Origin of the sequence: Prauserella endophytica (assembly GCF_005146945.1) — a bacterium.
Lineage (GTDB): Bacteria > Actinomycetota > Actinomycetes > Mycobacteriales > Pseudonocardiaceae > Prauserella_A > Prauserella_A endophytica.
The window spans coordinates 14433-31536 of sequence record NZ_SWMS01000037.1; the positions used below are offsets into that span (position 1 = coordinate 14433).

Sequence of the window (17104 nt, forward strand, 5' to 3'; positions counted from 1 at the left end):
CGCGTCCGCCCGGGACTCCATGAGTCCATTGCGGATCGTGACCGCCACTCACCGTTCGACGTCCCCCGCCTCGGGGGCTGTTGTAAGTGAGACAAGCGGGCTAACGTGCTCCGCTAACAGCTATCCCGGCACGCAGGGAGGTGACGAGCCGATGCCCCTAGCGCCGGAGGAACCCTGAAGTTCGCGGGAGCGCGCACGAGGAGTCGTGCCGGCGTGATCCCTTGTCCCCCCGGCGCTTTTCGTCCAGAAGGTAACTCGCCGCAATCAGCGAGGGAGGTCGTGTATGGACATCGTCGTCAAGGGTCGCAACGTGGAGGTGCCTGAGCACTACCGGCTCCATGTCAGCGAGAAACTGGCGCGGCTGGAGCGTTACGACAGGAAAGTGATCCGGTACGACGTGGAGCTCTTCCACGAGCCGAACCGGCGGCAGTCCAAGAACTGCCAGCGCGTTGAGATCACCGGCAAGGGCAAGGGCCCCGCCGTCCGGGCCGCTGCCGCTGCGGGCGACTTCTACGCCGCGCTCGACTCCGCCATCAGCAAGCTCGAGAACCGGCTGCGGCGCATGCACGACCGGCGACGGATCCACTACGGTCGCCGCTCCCCTGAGTCCGTCGCGGAGGCCACGTCCGCGGCCGCGATGGCCGCAGGCCCCAGCGGTTCCCCCACGAGCGGGCGGCGCTCCGCCGCGACCGCCGTGATGGAGGCGCCCGCAGAGCCCGCGACGGCAGTGTCCGCCGAGGAGATCGAGCTCCCAGAGCAGCGCTGGGACGACGGTGTGGCCGACCACGAGCCCGGCCGCATCGTGCGCGAGAAGCAGCATTCCGCGGAACCCATGACCGTCGACCAGGCCCTTTACCAAATGGAGCTGGTCGGACACGACTTCTACCTCTTCAACTGCTCGGACACCGGCAAGCCGAGCGTCGTCTACCGCAGGAAGGGCTTCGACTACGGCGTGATCCGCCTGGGCTGACCGCCCGTCCGCGCTTCGACCATTCCGCCCGACGGCCCGTGCGCGCTCCCGTGCACGGGCCGTCGGCCTGCATGGACGTGGGTGGAGTGGGATGCCCGTTCGCGACGCCGTGTGCACGCGGGTCCCGAGATTCCCTACGATGGGGAGTACTGCGTGGTCTCAGGGCCGCGCGTGTCAAGCTGCCCGGCACCCGCTGGGGTGCTGCGACGACGACCACCGGATACAGCTAGCGAGGTCGACCCGGATGCTTCTGAACCGCCTGCTCCGTGCGGGCGAGGGCAAGATGGTGAAGCGGCTGCGCCGCATCGCGGACACCATCAACACCCTCGAAGACGACGTCAAGGACCTCTCGGACGCCGAGCTGCGGGGCAAGACCGCGGAGTTCCGCAAGCGGCACGAGAGCGGCGAATCGCTCGACGACCTGCTCCCCGAGGCCTTCGCCGTCGCGAGGGAGGGCGCCAAGCGGGTGCTCGGCCAGCGACCCTTCGACGTCCAGCTCATGGGCGGTGCCGCCCTGCACCTCGGCCAGGTCGCCGAGATGAAGACCGGTGAGGGCAAGACGCTGACCTCGGTCCTGCCCGCGTACCTCAACGCCATTTCCGGCAAGGGCGTCCACGTCGTCACCACCAACGACTACCTGGCAAAACGTGACGCGGAGTGGATGGGTCGCATCCACCGCTTCCTCGGCCTCGAGGTCGGCTCGATCCTGTCCGACATGCCGCCGTCGGCGCGTCGTGAGGCGTACAAGGCCGACATCACCTACGGCACCAACAACGAGTTCGGCTTCGACTACCTGCGCGACAACATGGCGTGGAGCCTCGACGACTGCGTGCAACGCGGGCACAACTTCGCCATCGTCGACGAGGTCGACTCGATCCTCATCGACGAGGCGCGGACCCCGCTGATCATCTCGGGTCCCGCCGACCAGTCCTCTCGCTGGTACACCGAGTTCGCCAGGATGGCGCCGCTGATGAAGCGCGACGTCCACTACGAGGTGGACGAGCGCAAGCGCGCCGTCGGTGTCACGGAGCAGGGCGTTGAGTTCGTCGAGGACCAGCTCGGCATCGAGAACCTGTACGAGGCGGCCAACACTCCGCTCGTCGGCTTCCTGAACAACGCGCTCAAGGCCAAGGAGCTCTACAACAAGGACAAGGAGTACATCGTCCGCAACGGCGAGGTGCTCATCGTCGACGAGTTCACCGGCCGCATCCTGGCGGGCCGCCGTTTCAACGAGGGCATGCACCAGGCGATCGAGGCCAAGGAAGGCGTCGAGATCAAGGCGGAGAACCAGACGCTCGCCACGATCACGCTGCAGAACTTCTTCCGCCTCTACGAGAAGCTCTCCGGCATGACCGGTACCGCCGAAACCGAGGCGGCGGAGTTCCACCAGACCTACAAGCTGGGCGTCGTGCCGATCCCCACCAACCGGCCGATGGTGCGTGCCGACGAGGCCGACCTCATCTACAAGACGGAGCCCGCCAAGTTCGAGGCCGTCGCCGAGGACATCGCGGAGCGCCACGAGAAGGGCCAGCCGGTGCTGGTCGGCACCACGAGCGTCGAGAAGTCGGAGTACCTCTCGAAGCTGCTGCTCAAGCTCGGGGTGCCGCACGAGGTGCTGAACGCGAAGGCGCACCACCGCGAGGCGCTGATCATCGCCAAGGCGGGCCGCAAGGGCGCCGTCACGGTCGCAACGAACATGGCGGGCCGCGGTACCGACATCGTGCTCGGCGGCAACCCCGACATCATCGCCGACGAGGTGCTGCGCGAGCGCGGCCTCGACCCGGTTGAGAACTCGGCCGAGTACGAGGCCGCGTGGCCGAAGGTGCTGGAGGAGGTCAAGGCCGACGTCGCCGAGGAGGCCGAGGCCGTGCGCGAGGCCGGCGGCCTCTACGTGCTGGGCACCGAGCGGCACGAGTCCCGCCGCATCGACAACCAGCTACGTGGTCGCTCCGGACGTCAGGGCGACCCCGGTGAGTCGCGGTTCTACCTGTCGCTCGGCGACGACCTCATGCGCCGCTTCAACGCGGCCATGGTCGAGCGCGTCATGACCACCATGCGCCTGCCCGACGACGTGCCGATCGAGCACAAGATGGTCAGCCGCGCGATCAAGAGCGCGCAGACCCAGGTCGAGCAGCAGAACATGGAGATTCGCAAGAACGTCCTCAAGTACGACGAGGTCATGAACCGGCAGCGCAAGGTGATCTACGCCGAGCGCCGCCGCGTGCTGGAGGGCGAGGACCTGCGCGAGCAGGTCGAGCACATGATCCGCGACGTGGTGAGCGCGTACGTCGACGGAGCGACCGCCGAGGGCTACGCCGAGGACTGGGACCACGAGAAGCTGTGGACCGCCCTCAAGACGCTGTACCCGGTGGGCGTCAAATGGGAGGACATCGCCGAGCAGGAGGACGACCTCGACGCCGAGCGGCTGCGTGAGATCCTGCTCGAGGACGCCGCCAAGGCGTACGAGCGGCGTGAGGCCGACATCGACGGCAAGGTCGGCGAGGGCGCCATGCGTGAGCTGGAACGCCGCGTGGTGCTGTCGGTGCTCGACCGCAAGTGGCGTGAGCACCTCTACGAGATGGACTATCTCAAGGAGGGCATCGGCCTGCGCGCGATGGCCCAGCGCGACCCGCTCGTCGAGTACCAGCGCGAGGGCTTCGACATGTTCAACGCGATGCTCGACTCGCTGAAGGAGGAAGCCGTCGGCTTCCTGTTCAATCTCCAGGTCGAGCAGGCCGACCAGCAGCAGGCACAGGCGCAGCCCGCGGCGGCGGCAGCACCGGCCGCCGCGGCGCCAGCCGCGGCCAGTGCGGGCAACGGCCAGCAGGCGGCGACGGGCAGGCACGCCAGGCCGGTGCCGCAGCAGCCGGACACCGGCAGGCCGGCCGGCCGCGAGGCCGTTCCGTCCGCGCTTCGGGGCAAGGGGCTCGACGGCGACGGGCAGCAGGCGCTGACCTACTCCGGTCCCGCCGAAGGTGGCGGCGTCGAGAAGCGCGGCTCCGCCGATGGCGAGAAGCGTGCCGCGGGCGCCGGCGGTGGGGGCACCCGGCGGGAGCGCCGTGCCGCCGCGCGTGAGCAGGCGAAGAAGAACAAGAAGGGTGCTCGCCGGTAGTAGCCGGGCGAGGACCGGATTCGGCCCGTGTCGCGTTGTGCGGCGCGGGCCGAACCCGTTCCGGGCTACCGGGGCCCGAGCCTGCCCGGCTCCAGCACGGTGAACGACGTGCAGCGCCAGTTGCCGCGGCGATACTCGAACCGGGCGGTCACGGCCAGTACGCGTTCACCGGTGTCGGCGGTGCCGCACACCTCCACCACGCTCTCCGCGGGCCGGCACGTGTACACCTTGTGCAACGTGTAGCGCGGTCCGGTCATCCGAGCGCGTTCCCGCATTCTCCGTTGCAGCGCAGGCGTAAGCCACTGTCCGAGTTGGACAGCGGGTCGGCGCCCGGCGTGGACCTCCAACATCGCGGCCAGCACGCGGTGCAGTTGCCTCCGCTCGAGCAATGGTCGCGGCCGCCCGCCCGCGCGCTGCGCGGGAATGTCGGCGAGCAGGTCGTCGAGCGTGAGCTGGCCCTCCGGCAACTCGGTGCTCGGCGACGCGTCCCGGCCTTTCGCGGGTTCGTACGGATTGAGCGGTAACAGCCCCCGCAAAGGCGAATGAGTAATCATACTTACCCCCTGGATTCCGGTGGAACGGTAATGCGGGATGGCCCCCTCGGCCACCCTGTGGAAATAGAGGTGAAAAAACCGCGATTCGACTCAAAAGTCGCCCGAGGTGGTGAAAGATGCGATTCCGGTTCCGGGTCGCGTCGTGATGCGCTACGGAAGAATGCGACTCGTGGCGCCAACGGAATTGTCACAACAGCCGAGGAGGGCCGGTGGAGTGGATGCTGCGGGGAATCGTCGTGGACTACGCGGGCGTGCTGACCGACGTGGACGGCCCGCGGCTGCTCGACGTGCTCGACACCGCTCGTGACCAGGGCGTCCGCACGGCACTGCTGTCGAACGCGGCGGGTGGTGGAGCCGTGCGACGGCGGCTCGCTGGCTGGTTCGACACGCTGGTCTTCTCCGGCGAGGTGGGCGTCGCCAAGCCCTCGGAGGAGGTCTTCCGCCTGACGGCCGACCGCCTCGGCGTACCGGTCTCGACGTGCGTGGTGGTGGACGACTCGGCGGTGAACGTGGCCGGAGCGGTGGCCGCGGGCATGGTCGGTGTGCACCACACGTCGATGGCGGACACCCTCGCTGAGCTGGGCGCCCTCTTTCCCGGCATCGTGAGTGAGAACGCCTGACGGGGGCCCGTACGTTCGGCTACGCTCCTGTACCGGATGGTCACGCGCAGCTTGGAGATGGGGATGGCCGAAGAGCTTTCGGGCGAAAAGCGCCTCGACGACGTGTTCGCGGGCGCCGGAAGCGCGCTCGCGGAGGTCCAGAAGGTGTACGGCACCCAGAACTGGGTCCAGACGGCGGTCGACGTGACGGCCGGCAAGTGGACCTTCGACGCGGAGCAGATCGACGCCGTGATCGGCCAGTGGGAGGACCTGCTCGAGGATCTCGCAACCGACCAGACCGCGATCAGGCTCATGGTCGACAGGCTCACGCCGCCTTCAAAGGATGATCCGAGCGGTAACTTCGTTGATGGTCTCCGCGAGGGGGTCAGGTCGCTGGAAGACTCGAACCTCTCCATGATCGCCTACGTCGAGGATTTCCTGGGCCGACTTCGCGAGGCGAAGACGAAGATCGGCACCACCGAGGAGACCAATGCGGCTCCGATGCAGGCGGCGACTGGACAGACGAACTGATGATTTCCGCACGACGCGCGCCCCGTGCGGCAGCTGCTGCGTTGATGGTTGGCCTGCTCGCTGCGGGCTGCGCGACTGAGGAGCCGGGTACGCCGTCGGCCTCGTCGTGGACCTCGAGTGCCGACAACAGCACGTCAGCCTCCGGCGGGGATGTGCCTCAGGTCTCCAGCCCGTTGGATGCCTCGGCGTATCTGGACCGCCCGTGCGACCTCGTCCCGCAAACGGTCATGAACGAACTCTCCTACACCGAGCCCGGCAAGGCGCTCACCGCCGATGAGAACAGCACTGCGGCCCTGTCGGGACCGGGCTGCGGCTGGAACGTGCGTGGGCATGGGCAATCAGTCGTCGTCGGTATCCAGACTGGGAACCAACAGGACGGCATGGGCGGGCTGCAAGGAATCTACGACGGCTACCAGGACGGACAGTTCGAGTACTACGAGCCGACCACCGTGGACGGCTATCCTGCGGCATTCAGCGATATCTCAGACAATCGCGACCGCGGGAGCTGCGCCATGTACGTCGGCATCGCCGATGATCTGACCTATTCGGTCTACGCAGGGCCCTATGGAGACGATCCGGACGCTGCCTGTCCTGTCGTCGAGCAGGTGGCCGGCGCGGTGATCGAAACGTTGAAGGGGGGCGCGTGACATGGGTGGCCTGAGTGGTGCGGAGGTCTTCGACAACTTCAAACAGGGCGAGGGCACCTCGTCGCTGCAGTTGATCGCGAACGAGTTGCTCAAGCTGCAGAAGACCTACGGCGACCGCGCGGAGGCGATCGAGGGCATCCAGCAGTCCATGGAGTCGGCGTGGAGTGGGGACGCCAGTACCAGGGCGCGGCAGGGGGCGGCGCCGCTGATGCCCGCGCTCGAGGAGTCCGCCCGGAACATGGACAGCACGGTCAACTCGATGAAGACGCAGGCCGGTGACTGGCACACGGCCGCCAACTCCGTCGAGCCCGTGCCGCCGCTGCCGGACAAGCCGAACCCTTGGACCACCGGTCTGAAGGCCGCCATTCCCGTCGCGGGGCCGTTCATGGCCTCCAGCGACCTGCGGTCGTACCAGGAGGGCGTCGAGGCCCACAACCGTGCCGCTCAGCACAACGTCGACGTGATGTCCGCCTACTCGAACCAGACGAGCAGCAACTCGAACTTCCCCCGCACCTACGGGGTGCTCGAGCCGGGCTCGTCGCCGATCTCCGTCGCCAACAGCTCCACGCCGAGCGCGATCTCCGGTGACCTGCACTCCGACGTCACGCGCAGCTCCACGGTCGCCGCCCCTGTCGGCACCGGTACGCCCACCACGAGCGGGCCGATGACCAGCGCCGTTCCGCAGGTGGGTTCGCCCGTGTCGACCGGGACGGGCGCGCCCAACACCACACCGGGGCCGATCACCTCCGGGCCCAGCGGTCCTTCGGGTCCGAGTGGGCCGACGACGGGGCTCGCCGCTGCCGGGCCGGTGCCTCCACCCACCGGCTCGTCTTCCGGCGACCGGGCGCGGCCCGGGTCCACACCTCCCGGGCGCAGCACCTTCGGCACCACCAACCCGACGAAGCCGGGCGCCCCGCGCGGGCTCAACGAGCGCGCGGGCAGCAGGCTCTACGGCCCCAGCGGCGGTTCCAGCAGCGGCACCGGGGGCACCGTCGGCCGCGGGGTCGGCGGTGGGGGCGTCGGTGGTGGTGCCGGGAGTGGCGGGTCCGCCGGTGACGCGGCTTCCCGCGCACTTGGCGCCGGCAAGGGGACGGGCGCCGGGCTGCCCGGTGGCGCCGCCTCCGCCGCGGAGTCCGCCGCCGCACGGGGCGCCGCGGGCGCCAGGGGCACCGGCATGGGTGCGATGGCGCCCGTCGGAGCGGGCCGGGCGAACCGCGAGGAGGACGAGGAGCACGAGCGCGCCGCGTACCTGCAGGAGAACGACCCCGACGAGGTGTTCATCGGTGACCTCGGCAAGACCACGCCGCCGGTGATCGGCGAGTGAGAGCCAACAGAGTCGAGCTCCCCCTCGGCGTGCTCGCCGGCCTGGTCGAACGCGAACGGGTGGGCACGCTCCACGTCGTTCTGCAGCCCGAGCCGATGTGGTTCCCGGACGAGGAGAAGGACGCGCTCGACTCGGCGCTGACCAGGAGCCTCACCGAGGCCGGGCTCGTCGACCGGCGTGGCCGCGTCGAGGTGGAGCTGCTCGACTGGCTGCCCCTGCTCACCACCGCCTCGCTGGAGTACTACGGCTGGTTCTCCCACGGCGAGAGCACCTGGGGCGTGCTCGCCGCGGCACGCGGCGTTCAGGGCCTGCTGGCCGTGCGGGCCGGCGACCTGGTGACGCTCACGCCGGTCGGCGTCGTCGAGCTGGCCGACGCCTTCGTCGAGCAGTTGCCCGAGCTCTATCCCGGCGGCGGCACGCAGTGGTCGGTGCGGATCATCGACCTGGAGGAGGCCGCCAGGCGCGGCGGGCCGCGGAACCGGCTGCCCGCCGACGTGCAGGAGATCGTCAAGGTCGTCCAGCGTCCGGTGACGGGCGGCGGCGAGCTGTACGTCGCCGAGCGCGACGAGCTCGGCCGCTACGGCAGGCTCGACTCGCCACTGCACTATGTGGACACCGACTGGGGCCGGTATCTCAACTACACCACGGGATCCGGGGCCGAGGCCGAGATCCACATCGCCCCGGGGAGCCCTTCGGCGATCGCCGCGACGCTCGAGAAGCTGCGCGCGACGCTACCGGGCTGATCACCCTCGCCGCACGACCTCGAAGCACAGCACGGCGGCGGCCGCGGACACGTTGAGCGACTCGACGTCACCCGGCATCGGGATCGACACCCACTCGGCCACGTAGCGGGCGACCTCCTCGCTCACGCCCTGACTCTCGCCGCCGAGGACGAACGCCGCGCGCGATGGCAGGTCGAGGCCGAACAGCGACGCCGAGCCCGAGGCTCCCAGCGCGTAGACGGTGTAGCCGGCCTCGGTGAGCTGCTCCACCGCGTCGAGAGCGGTCACGCAGCGCAGCACGGGAGCCCGGAACGCGACGCCGGCCGATGCCTTCACCACCAGCGGGTCCAGTGTCGCGACCCCGCGCCGGGGGACCACGATGCCGCCGAAGCCCGCAGCCGTCGCCGTGCGCAGGATCATCCCGACGTTCGCGGGCGTGGTGATGCCGTCCAGCACGAGCACCCTCGACGGTGGCCGCTGCTCCGCCAGCGCGGTGGCCAGCGGGCGCATCCTCGGCGCGACGACGTCGGCCAGCACGCCCTGGTCCTGCTTGCCGTTGCCGGCGAGCACCTTCACCCGGTGCGCGCTCGCGCGCTGCACCGGCACCCCGGCGGCCTTGGCCGCGCGCTCGATCTCGGTGACCGCCTGCCCTCTGGCCACGTCGGCGAGTATCACTTTGTCGACATCGAGCGCAGGGTCGGTCAGCGCCTCGAGCACGGGTTTGCGCCCGTAGACGGTCAGGAAGCGGTCCTTCGGGGACACCGCGGAATCGTCACCCACGGCGGGAAGTCTCCCACCTGTGCCAGGATCACCACATGTCCGACCGTCTCTCCGCGCTGGACGCATCGTTCCTGTACGTGGAGGAACCGGCCACCCCGATGCACGTCGGCAGCGTGGCCATCTTCGACCGGCCCAGGACCGGCTTCGACTACGGCGCCCTGCTCGCGCTGGTGAACCACCGCCTCGGCTACCTGCCGCGCTACCGGCAGCGCGCACTGCCTGTGCCGGGGCACCTGGCCAGACCCGTGTGGGTGGACGACGTGGACTTCGACCTCAACTACCACGTCCGCCGCTCGGCACTACCCGCTCCGGGCAGCGACGAGCAGCTGTTCGACCTGGTCGCGCGGCTGATGGCTCGTCAGCTGGACCGGGAACGGCCGCTGTGGGAGGCGTACTTCATCGAGGGGCTCGCCGACAACCGCGTGGCACTGGTCACCAAGACCCACCAGTCGCTGGTGGACGGCCTCGGCACCGTCGACCTCGGCCAGCTCATCCTCGACGCGGGTGCCGCCGAGCGCGATCCCGGCGAGGACACCTGGACGCCGCGCCGCCCGCCCAACCGCGCGCAACTGGTGCTCGACGCCGTGGGCGAGGCCGTGCAGCGGCCCGGCGAGCTCGTCGAGAACGCCCGCTCGGCCGCGCGGGACCTCGCCGCCACGGCCGAGAAGACCATCGGCGCCGTTGGCGGTCTCGCGTCGGCCCTGCGCAGCGTGATCCGGCCCGCGCCGGCGGGGCCACTGAACTGCCACGTCTCCGGGGGTCGCGTCTTCGTCGGCCTGCGCACCAGCCTCGACGATTTCCGCAAGATCCGCGCCCAACACGGCTGTACCGTCAATGACGCCGTGTTCGCCGTGCTCACCGGTGCGCTGCGGTCTTGGCTGGGCTCGCGCGGCGAGCCGCTCGACGACTCGGCGACCGTTCGCGCGCTCGTGCCGCTCGCGGTGCTGGAACCCGACGCGGCCGAGTTCTCCACGGCAGGCCTGGTCAACAACCGCGTCAAGCCGTACCTGGTCGACCTGCCGGTCGGCGAGTCCGATCCGGTGCTGCGGCTGCAGCACATCGCGCACGCGATGGCCGAGCATCTCGGCGCCGAACGTTCGGTCGCCGCACGGGCCATGCTCAAGGTGGGCGGTTTCGCGCCAGCGACCATGCACTCGCTGGCCGCGCGGGCGGCCGGGTCGTTCTCCGGGCGCATCTTCAACGTGCTCATCGCCAACTCGCCGGGCCCCCAGGAACCCGTGTACGCCGGGTCGGCGAGGATGGCCGCGATCTATCCGGTGATGCCGCTCGCCCGCGACCAGGCGCTGGCGATCGGGGTGACCTCGTACCACGGCGGTGTCTACTTCGGATTGAACGGCGACCGCAAGGCGTTGTTCGATGTGCGCCTCGTGGCGGAGATGATCGAGGAAGCGCTGGAGGAACTGAAAGGGACGAACTGGTGAGGGTCTACCTGCCCGCGACGATCGGCATTCTGCGGCAACTGGTCGAGGACGGTGAGTTCCGGCCGCTCAGCGGCACCGGCTTCGCGCTCACCCCGGCGCTGCGGGAGTCCTACGTCAGCGGTTCGACGGAGGAGCTGGAGTACGCCGCGCTGCTGGACGCGGCGCGGGCCTCGCTGCGGCTGATCGCGGCCGCGCAGGAGGACGCGCACGACGCCAAGGAGCCGCCGAGGCGGGTGGTGGTGTCCGCCGACGTCGAGGACGTGACGCTGCGGCCCGACCTCGACCACGCGGTGGTGCGCCTCTCGGGGCCGGTGCGGCTCTCCGACGTGGCGGCCGTGCACGTCGACGCCGCGGAGGCCGAGCCCGCCGTGCTGGCCGCCGCCGCCGTGATCGACGCCGCCGATCTCGGGGACCCCGACGCCGAGTTCACCCTCGGGGACGTCGAGGACCACGAGCTCGCCTGGTACGCGCCTCAGGAACTGCCCTTCCTGCTCGAGCTCATGTAACCATGAGGTCAGACCGCCCACGAAGCGGAGCGATTCCGGGAGGCGAGACTGACCCATGGACGCCGTCACATCTGTTCCGGTACCGAAGAACGAGCCGGTGCGCACCTACGCGCCGGGCACCGAGGAGCGCTCGTCGCTGCAACGCAGGCTCGCCGAGCTGAAGGGCGACAAGCACGAGCTGACCCAGACCATCGGCGGCAGGCGCGCGCTCGCGGGCGGAGAGCCGTTCGACGTCGTGCAACCGCATGATCACGGGCACGTGCTCGGGGTGAGCGCGCAGGCGACGCCCGAGGACGTCTCCGAGGCGGTGCGGGCCGCGAAGGCCGCGGCGCCAGAGTGGCGCGAGCTGCCCTTCGACGAGCGCGCCGCCGTGTTCCTGCGAGCGGGCGACCTGCTGGCGGGGCCGTACCGCGACACGATCAACGCGGCGACCATGCTCGGGCAGTCCAAGTCGGTGCAGCAGGCCGAGATCGACGCGGCGTGCGAGCTGATCGACTTCCTGCGTTTCAACGTGAGCTACGCGCGCCGCATCCTCGCCGAGCAGCCCAACTCGGTGCCGGGCGCGTGGAATCGCATGGAGTACCGGCCGCTGGACGGCTTCGTGGTCGCGATCACGCCGTTCAACTTCACCGCGATCGCGGGCAACCTGCCCAGCTCACCCGCGCTGATGGGCAACACGGTGGTGTGGAAGCCGACGCCGTCGCAGCAGCTCGCCGCGCATTTCACGATGCAGGTGTTCGAGGAGGCGGGCCTGCCCCCTGGCGTGATCAACCTGGTGACCGGCGACGGTCACGCGGTCAGCGACGTCGCGCTCGCCGACCCCGGGTTCGCCGGCCTGCACTTCACCGGCTCCACGGCGACGTTCAAGCTGCTGTGGCGAAAGATCGCCGAGAATCTGGACGGCTACGCCTCGTACCCGAGGATCGTCGGCGAGACCGGCGGCAAGGACTTCGTGGTGGCGCACTCCTCGGCGGACCCGGACAAGCTCGTGCCCGCGCTGGTGCGGGGCGCGTTCGAGTACCAGGGCCAGAAGTGCTCGGCGGCGTCGCGGGCGTACCTGCCCCGCTCGCTGTGGGAGGGCGGCGTGCGCGAACGGCTCGCCGACGTCACGAAGAGCGTGAAGTACGGCGACATCTCCGACTTCTCGCTCTTCGGCGGCGCGGTGATCAACGCCAAGGCGTTCGCCAAGCACCGGGAACTGCTGTCGCGTGTGGACGGTGACTCGGCACTGGAAGTGCTGGTCGGCGGCGGTTGCGACGACCAGATCGGCTACTTCGTCGAGCCGACCGTGCTGCTGACCGACGACCCGGCGCACGAGGTGCTCTCCACGGAGTATTTCGGCCCGATCCTGGCCGTGTACGTCTACCCGGACGGCGAGTACGAGCGGGTGCTGGAACTGGTGGACACGAGCGCTCCGTACGCGCTCACGGGCGCGGTGTTCGCCGACGACCGGGCCGCGATCCAGCAGGCGCACCGGGCGCTGCGGTTCACGGCGGGCAACTTCTACGTCAACGACAAGCCGACGGGCTCGATCGTCGGCCAGCAGCCCTTCGGCGGGTCGCGGGCGTCGGGGACCAACGACAAGGCTGGCTCCATGTTCAACCTGCTGCGCTGGACGAGCCCCAGGTCGATCAAGGAGACGTTCGACGCGCCCACCTCGATCGCCTACCCCCACATGGAGTAACGAAAAAGTCCCCCAAGGCCACCTTTGTTGCGTTCAACGCGGCAAAGGTGGCCTTGGGGGACGTTGGCTCAGCTCAGCCGAGGGCGGGCGTCAGCCCATCGGCATCTCGCCGACCTGGTCGGCGGGCGGGGCCTCGACGGTGACCGGGGTGCCCCAGTCGCTGTACTTCATCGTCATCTTGGCCTCCTGACCACCGGCGCCGGCGGCCTCCATCATCTTGCCCATGTCCATGACGACCTGGACCGGCAGGTTGTCGCTGTTCAGCCACAGCTCCATCGGCAGCTTGGCGGGCAGCTGCTCGGCCTGCTCGGGCGTGATGCCGGACGCGGCGCCCATCTCCGAGGCGACCTTCTTGAAGTCCAGCTCGATCGTGTAGTGCGTGACCTCCTGGCCGTCCAGGGTGGTCTTCTCGCTGTTGGTGATCTCGCCGGCTTCCTTGATGTACTCGAGCGTCTTGGTCGGGTCGCTCTGCTCCATCGAGCTGCTCAGCTGCTGCGACATCGGGTCGGTGCCGTCGAGCGAGATCTTCGCCCACGGCTTGCCGCCCGTCTGAGCCTCGAGACCGGCCATCTTCATGTACATCGCCTGGTCGACCAGGCGCATCTCGATGGACTGGCCCATCATCTCCATGTTCATGGACATCTTGGTGTTGGCGCCGTCGTAGAGGCCCGCACCTTCGGCCGTCATCTGCATGCCGGCCATGTTCATGTCCATCGAGAACTTCGACGACTTCGACTCAGCCGTCTTCTCGGAGGCCGCCGCCGCCAGCTGCTGTGGGTCGCTGAAGAAGCTCGAGCCCGCGTCACCGCCCGGGTTGCCCCCGAACGCGTTGCCAGAGTCACCGTCGCTGCCACAGGCGCTGAGCGCGATGACCAGCGCAAAGCCGCTGGCCGCCAGAGCCGTCTTACGCATGAAGATCCCCTTGTGAGTTTGATCGTGTGAGCGGTTCGCCCCTCTTCTGCTCGGACGGGCGATCCCCTATGAGGGTTCCATGCTTACCGGATCGGCTTCACATCGGCTTAACCAACGCGGCGTGTCAGGGCTGCTCGAGACCCGCTCGTGACGCCAGCAGCCTGCGCAGTGACGCGAGCCTGCCCGGTCGCGCCTGCCCGTCCTCGACCACCTCGTCCAGCGCGCAGTCCGGGTCATCCGGCGGGCCGAGGTGCCCGCAGCCGGACGGGCACTCCTCGGCGGCCTCGGCGAACTCGGGGAACGACGTGACGATGTCGTCGGCCGTGACATGGGCCAGGCCGAACGAGCGCACCCCGGGAGTGTCGATCACCCAGCCGCCGTCGGGCAGCGGGAGCGCGATCGCGCTGACCGACGTGTGCCTGCCCTTGCCGACCGCGCTCACCTCGCCGGTCGCCAGGTGGGCGTCGGGCACGATTCGGTTGACCAGCGTCGACTTGCCGACGCCGGAATGGCCGACGAGCGCGGACACCCGCCCCTGCAGCTGCTCGCGCAGCCCCTCCGGCTCCTCGTCGTAGCGCGTCACGACGGCGGGCACGTCCAGGTCGGCGTAGGACGCGAGCAGCTCGCCGGGGTCGGCGAGGTCGGCCTTGGTCAGGCAAAGCACCGGTTCGAGGCCGCCCGTGTAGCAGGCGGCGAGACACCGGTCGATGAACCCCGTCCTCGGTGGTGGGTCGGCGAGCGAGGTGACGATGAGCAGCTGCTCGGCGTTGGCGACGACCACACGCTCGTACGGGTCAGTGTCGTCGGCGGTACGCCGCAGCAGGCTCGTCCGCTCCTCGACGCGCACGATCCGCGCGAGCGTGTCGGGTTTGCCGCTGACGTCGCCGACCAGGCCCACCCGGTCGCCGACCACCACCGGTGTCCGGCCCAGCTCGCGGGCCCGCATGGCCGTGACCGCGCGACCGGGATCGGCCTCGACCGCGCAGGTCCAGCGGCCACGGTCGACCGCCGTCACCATGGCGGGTGCGGCGTCGGCGTGTGCCGGCCGGCGCTTGCTCCGTGGACGGGTTCCCTTGCCAGGGCGCACCCTGACGTCGCTCTCGTCGAGCTTGCGCCAGTCACTGCGGGCCAAACCGTCACACCCTCCACTCGCGGGGATACCTGCACTGATGATCCCCCATGGTGCTCGCCAGGGCCCAGCAACCGTGCCACGATGGCGCTCTACAGCCACGAACAAGGGGAGGGCCGATCTCATGTGCGGCCGATACGCCGCCACCAAGGACCCGGCCACGTTGATGAAGGAGTTCGACGCGGCCGACGGCACCGAGGGGCACGCGCCGACCGAGAACTACAACGTCGCGCCGACGAAGAACATCGTCAGCGTCGTCGAGCGGCACCCGCGCGACGAAGAGGGCAAGGTGCAGGAGGACGAGCCCGCGGTTCGCAGCCTGCGCGTCATGCGCTGGGGCCTCGTGCCGTTCTGGGCGAAGGACGCGGGCATCGGCAGCCGCATGATCAACACGCGTGCGGAGACCGCGACCGAGAAGCCGGCGTTCCGCAAGGCGCTGTCGCGGCGCCGCTGCCTGATCCCCGCCGACGGCTGGTACGAGTGGCGGGTCGCCGAGGGCGCGGGCAAGAAGGCGCCGAAGGAACCGTTCTTCATGACCACGCGGGACGGGTCGTCGCTCGCGTTCGCCGGCATCTGGGAGACCTGGCGCGACCCGAAGGGCGAGCCGGACGCGCCGCCCCTGATCACGTGCTCGGTGATCACGACCGACGCGATCGGCCAGCTCACCGACATCCACGACCGCATGCCGCTCGTCATGCCGAGGGAGCGGTGGCAGGACTGGCTGGACCCCGATCGCACCGACGCCTCCGGGCTGCTCGAACCGCCGGGCCTCGAGTGGGCCGACTCGCTCGAGCTGCGGCCGGTCTCCACCAAGGTCAACAGCGTCCGCAACAACGGGCCCGAACTGCTCGAGCGCGTCGAGACCGAGGCGGCGAACCTCGACGAGAGCGGCACCGGCGCCCTGTTCGACCTGCCCAGCCGGAAATGACCAGCAAGCAGATCGACACCCCGCACGGCCCGGCCCGTGCCGAGCTGCACTGCGCAGAGGAGGGCACGGCGGGGCTGCTGCTCGGGCACGGCGCGGGCGGCGGGATCGAGGCGCCCGACCTGGTGGCGGTCGCCAGGTCGGCGCGTGACGCCGGCGTGCACGTCGCACTCGTCGAGCAGCCCTATCGGGTCGCGGGCAGGCGCGCCCCCGCGCCCGCGAAGCAACTCGACGCGGCCTGGCTGGCCGTGGCCGAGGACCTTTCCACCACATGGTTCGACGGGCTCCCGCTCGTGTTCGGCGGCCGCTCGTCCGGCGCCAGGGTCGCGTGCCGCACCGCTGCGGAGGGCCAGGCCGTCGCCGTGCTCTGCCTCGCGTTCCCGGAGCACCCGCCGGGCAAGCCGGAACGGACGCGCCAGCCCGAGCTGGACGGCGTCGAGGTGCCGACGCTGGTCGTGCAGGGCGAGAACGACCCCTTCGGCAGGCCGGAGCCGGGCCCGCACCACGAGGTCGTGGTGGTGCCCGGCGACCACAGCCTCAAGGCCGACCTCGACGGGGTGTCGCGGGCCGCGGCCGAGTGGCTCGGCCGGGTGCTGCGCCCGCTCGTGACGTGAGCCCGCCGTGAGCCTCAGTCCGCGATGGGCGCCACGGTCGCCGTGGTGAGTGTCACCAGGTCGGCGGGGGCCAGCTCGATCTCCAGCCCGCGTCGCCCGCCCGAGCAGAGCACCGTGTCGAACCGCTGCGCCGACTCGTCCACCACGACGGGCAGGCGCGAGCGCTGGCCGAGCGGGGAGATGCCGCCGAGGACGTAACCGGTGGCCCGCTGCGCGGCCGCCGCGTCCGCCATCTTCGCCCGCTTGCCGCCGACGGCCGCCGCGAGCGCCTTGAGGTCGAGCTGGCCGGTCACGGGCACGACGCCCACGGTGAGCTTGCCGTCGACCTCGGCGACCAGGGTCTTGAACACCTTGGCGGGATCCACCCCGAGGGCCTCCGCGGCCTCGGTCCCGTACGAGTCGTGTCGCGGATCGTGGTCGTACGTGTGCACCGTGTGCGCGATCTTCGTCTTGTTGAGCAACGCCGTTGCGGGAGTGCCTTTACCAGCCACGGCAGCGCATCCTATCCGGCCAGGAATTCGCGACGAGGCCCTCGCGTTACACCCGTCGTGCCGACCACTCTGACCAGACCAGCCAGCCGTTCCCGCGTATCCTTGGAGCCGACGACCGAGCCGTCGGCAGCGGGCACCACACGCCGGCGCCACAGCGCCGAT

Annotated in this window: 17 protein-coding genes; 12 read left to right on the forward strand and 5 right to left on the reverse strand. The window is 70.0% G+C overall.

Translation table 11 applies throughout. The features are described from left to right. Positions 1-283 precede the first annotated feature (283 nt). On the forward strand, positions 284-970 hold the full coding sequence (hpf, locus tag FCN18_RS35340; RefSeq protein ID WP_112270946.1) for a ribosome hibernation-promoting factor, HPF/YfiA family: 687 nt from the start codon (positions 284-286) through the stop codon (positions 968-970). A gap of 244 nt (positions 971-1214) precedes the next feature. Next, positions 1215-4082 carry a preprotein translocase subunit SecA gene (gene secA, locus FCN18_RS35345; RefSeq protein WP_112270947.1) on the forward strand — a complete coding sequence of 956 codons (2868 nt, stop codon included), beginning with the start codon at positions 1215-1217 and terminating at the stop codon, positions 4080-4082. A gap of 65 nt (positions 4083-4147) precedes the next feature. On the opposite strand, the gene FCN18_RS35350 is transcribed toward secA, so the two are convergent. Further along, positions 4148-4618 carry an Rv3235 family protein gene (locus FCN18_RS35350; RefSeq protein ID WP_228714285.1) on the reverse strand — a complete coding sequence of 157 codons (471 nt, stop codon included), beginning with the start codon at positions 4616-4618 and terminating at the stop codon, positions 4148-4150. 236 nt (positions 4619-4854) lie between these two features. Between FCN18_RS35350 and FCN18_RS35355 the strand changes: the two genes are divergently transcribed. Genes FCN18_RS35355 through FCN18_RS35375 form a run of 5 tightly spaced genes read left to right on the forward strand, consistent with a single transcriptional unit; the run spans position 4855 to position 8480 of the window. Beyond that, positions 4855-5256, forward strand: coding sequence for an HAD family hydrolase (locus FCN18_RS35355; protein WP_137097271.1), 402 nt, complete (start codon positions 4855-4857; stop codon positions 5254-5256). A gap of 36 nt (positions 5257-5292) precedes the next feature. Next, positions 5293-5766: a hypothetical protein gene (locus tag FCN18_RS35360; RefSeq protein WP_137097257.1), complete on the forward strand. Its 474-nt coding sequence runs from the start codon at positions 5293-5295 to the stop codon at positions 5764-5766. Then, a complete protein-coding gene (locus tag FCN18_RS35365; RefSeq protein WP_112270953.1) occupies positions 5766-6413 on the forward strand; it encodes a DUF3558 domain-containing protein in 648 nt (215 codons plus the stop codon). The genes FCN18_RS35360 and FCN18_RS35365 overlap by 1 nt, the downstream gene beginning before the upstream one ends. A 1-nt stretch (position 6414) precedes the next feature. Further along, positions 6415-7737 carry a hypothetical protein gene (locus FCN18_RS35370; RefSeq protein WP_137097258.1) on the forward strand — a complete coding sequence of 441 codons (1323 nt, stop codon included), beginning with the start codon at positions 6415-6417 and terminating at the stop codon, positions 7735-7737. Beyond that, positions 7734-8480 (forward strand): ESX secretion-associated protein EspG, encoded by a 747-nt coding sequence (locus FCN18_RS35375; RefSeq protein ID WP_112270957.1) that lies wholly within the window; start codon positions 7734-7736, stop codon positions 8478-8480. Before FCN18_RS35370 ends, FCN18_RS35375 begins: the two co-directional genes overlap by 4 nt. Here the strand turns inward: FCN18_RS35375 and FCN18_RS35380 are convergent, their stop codons facing one another. Further along, on the reverse strand, positions 8481-9239 hold the full coding sequence (locus FCN18_RS35380) for a TrmH family RNA methyltransferase (protein ID WP_112270958.1): 759 nt from the start codon (positions 9237-9239) through the stop codon (positions 8481-8483). It lies immediately after the preceding gene. A gap of 35 nt (positions 9240-9274) precedes the next feature. Here FCN18_RS35380 and FCN18_RS35385 point away from each other — a divergent pair, with 35 nt between their 5' ends. Genes FCN18_RS35385 through pruA form a run of 3 tightly spaced genes read left to right on the forward strand, consistent with a single transcriptional unit; the run spans position 9275 to position 12871 of the window. Beyond that, positions 9275-10681 (forward strand): WS/DGAT/MGAT family O-acyltransferase, encoded by a 1407-nt coding sequence (locus FCN18_RS35385; RefSeq protein WP_137097259.1) that lies wholly within the window; start codon positions 9275-9277, stop codon positions 10679-10681. After that, positions 10678-11187 carry a DUF6912 family protein gene (locus FCN18_RS35390; RefSeq protein WP_112270962.1) on the forward strand — a complete coding sequence of 170 codons (510 nt, stop codon included), beginning with the start codon at positions 10678-10680 and terminating at the stop codon, positions 11185-11187. Before FCN18_RS35385 ends, FCN18_RS35390 begins: the two co-directional genes overlap by 4 nt. Positions 11188-11242: 55 nt before the next feature. Beyond that, positions 11243-12871 (forward strand): L-glutamate gamma-semialdehyde dehydrogenase, encoded by a 1629-nt coding sequence (gene pruA, locus FCN18_RS35395; protein WP_137097260.1) that lies wholly within the window; start codon positions 11243-11245, stop codon positions 12869-12871. Positions 12872-12961: 90 nt separating this feature from the next. Here the strand turns inward: pruA and FCN18_RS35400 are convergent, their stop codons facing one another. Further along, the gene (locus tag FCN18_RS35400) at positions 12962-13783 is read right to left on the reverse strand and encodes a LolA-like protein (RefSeq protein ID WP_112270966.1); all 822 of its coding nucleotides are present in this window, start codon (positions 13781-13783) and stop codon (positions 12962-12964) included. Positions 13784-13907: 124 nt separating this feature from the next. Then, entirely contained in the window at positions 13908-14915 is a 1008-nt protein-coding gene (gene rsgA / locus FCN18_RS35405) for a ribosome small subunit-dependent GTPase A (RefSeq protein ID WP_137097261.1), read from the reverse strand. A 121-nt stretch (positions 14916-15036) separates the two neighbouring features. On the opposite strand from rsgA, the gene FCN18_RS35410 reads away from it, so the two are divergent. Together FCN18_RS35410 and FCN18_RS35415 are read left to right on the forward strand one after the other, a co-directional pair. Further along, positions 15037-15840: an SOS response-associated peptidase gene (locus tag FCN18_RS35410; protein ID WP_112270969.1), complete on the forward strand. Its 804-nt coding sequence runs from the start codon at positions 15037-15039 to the stop codon at positions 15838-15840. Beyond that, positions 15837-16451 (forward strand): alpha/beta hydrolase family protein, encoded by a 615-nt coding sequence (locus FCN18_RS35415; RefSeq protein WP_137097262.1) that lies wholly within the window; start codon positions 15837-15839, stop codon positions 16449-16451. The genes FCN18_RS35410 and FCN18_RS35415 overlap by 4 nt, the downstream gene beginning before the upstream one ends. A 14-nt stretch (positions 16452-16465) precedes the next feature. Here FCN18_RS35415 and ybaK read toward each other — a convergent pair whose 3' ends face one another. Next, the gene (gene ybaK, locus FCN18_RS35420; protein ID WP_137097263.1) at positions 16466-16942 is read right to left on the reverse strand and encodes a Cys-tRNA(Pro) deacylase; all 477 of its coding nucleotides are present in this window, start codon (positions 16940-16942) and stop codon (positions 16466-16468) included. Positions 16943-17104: the final 162 nt, after the last annotated feature.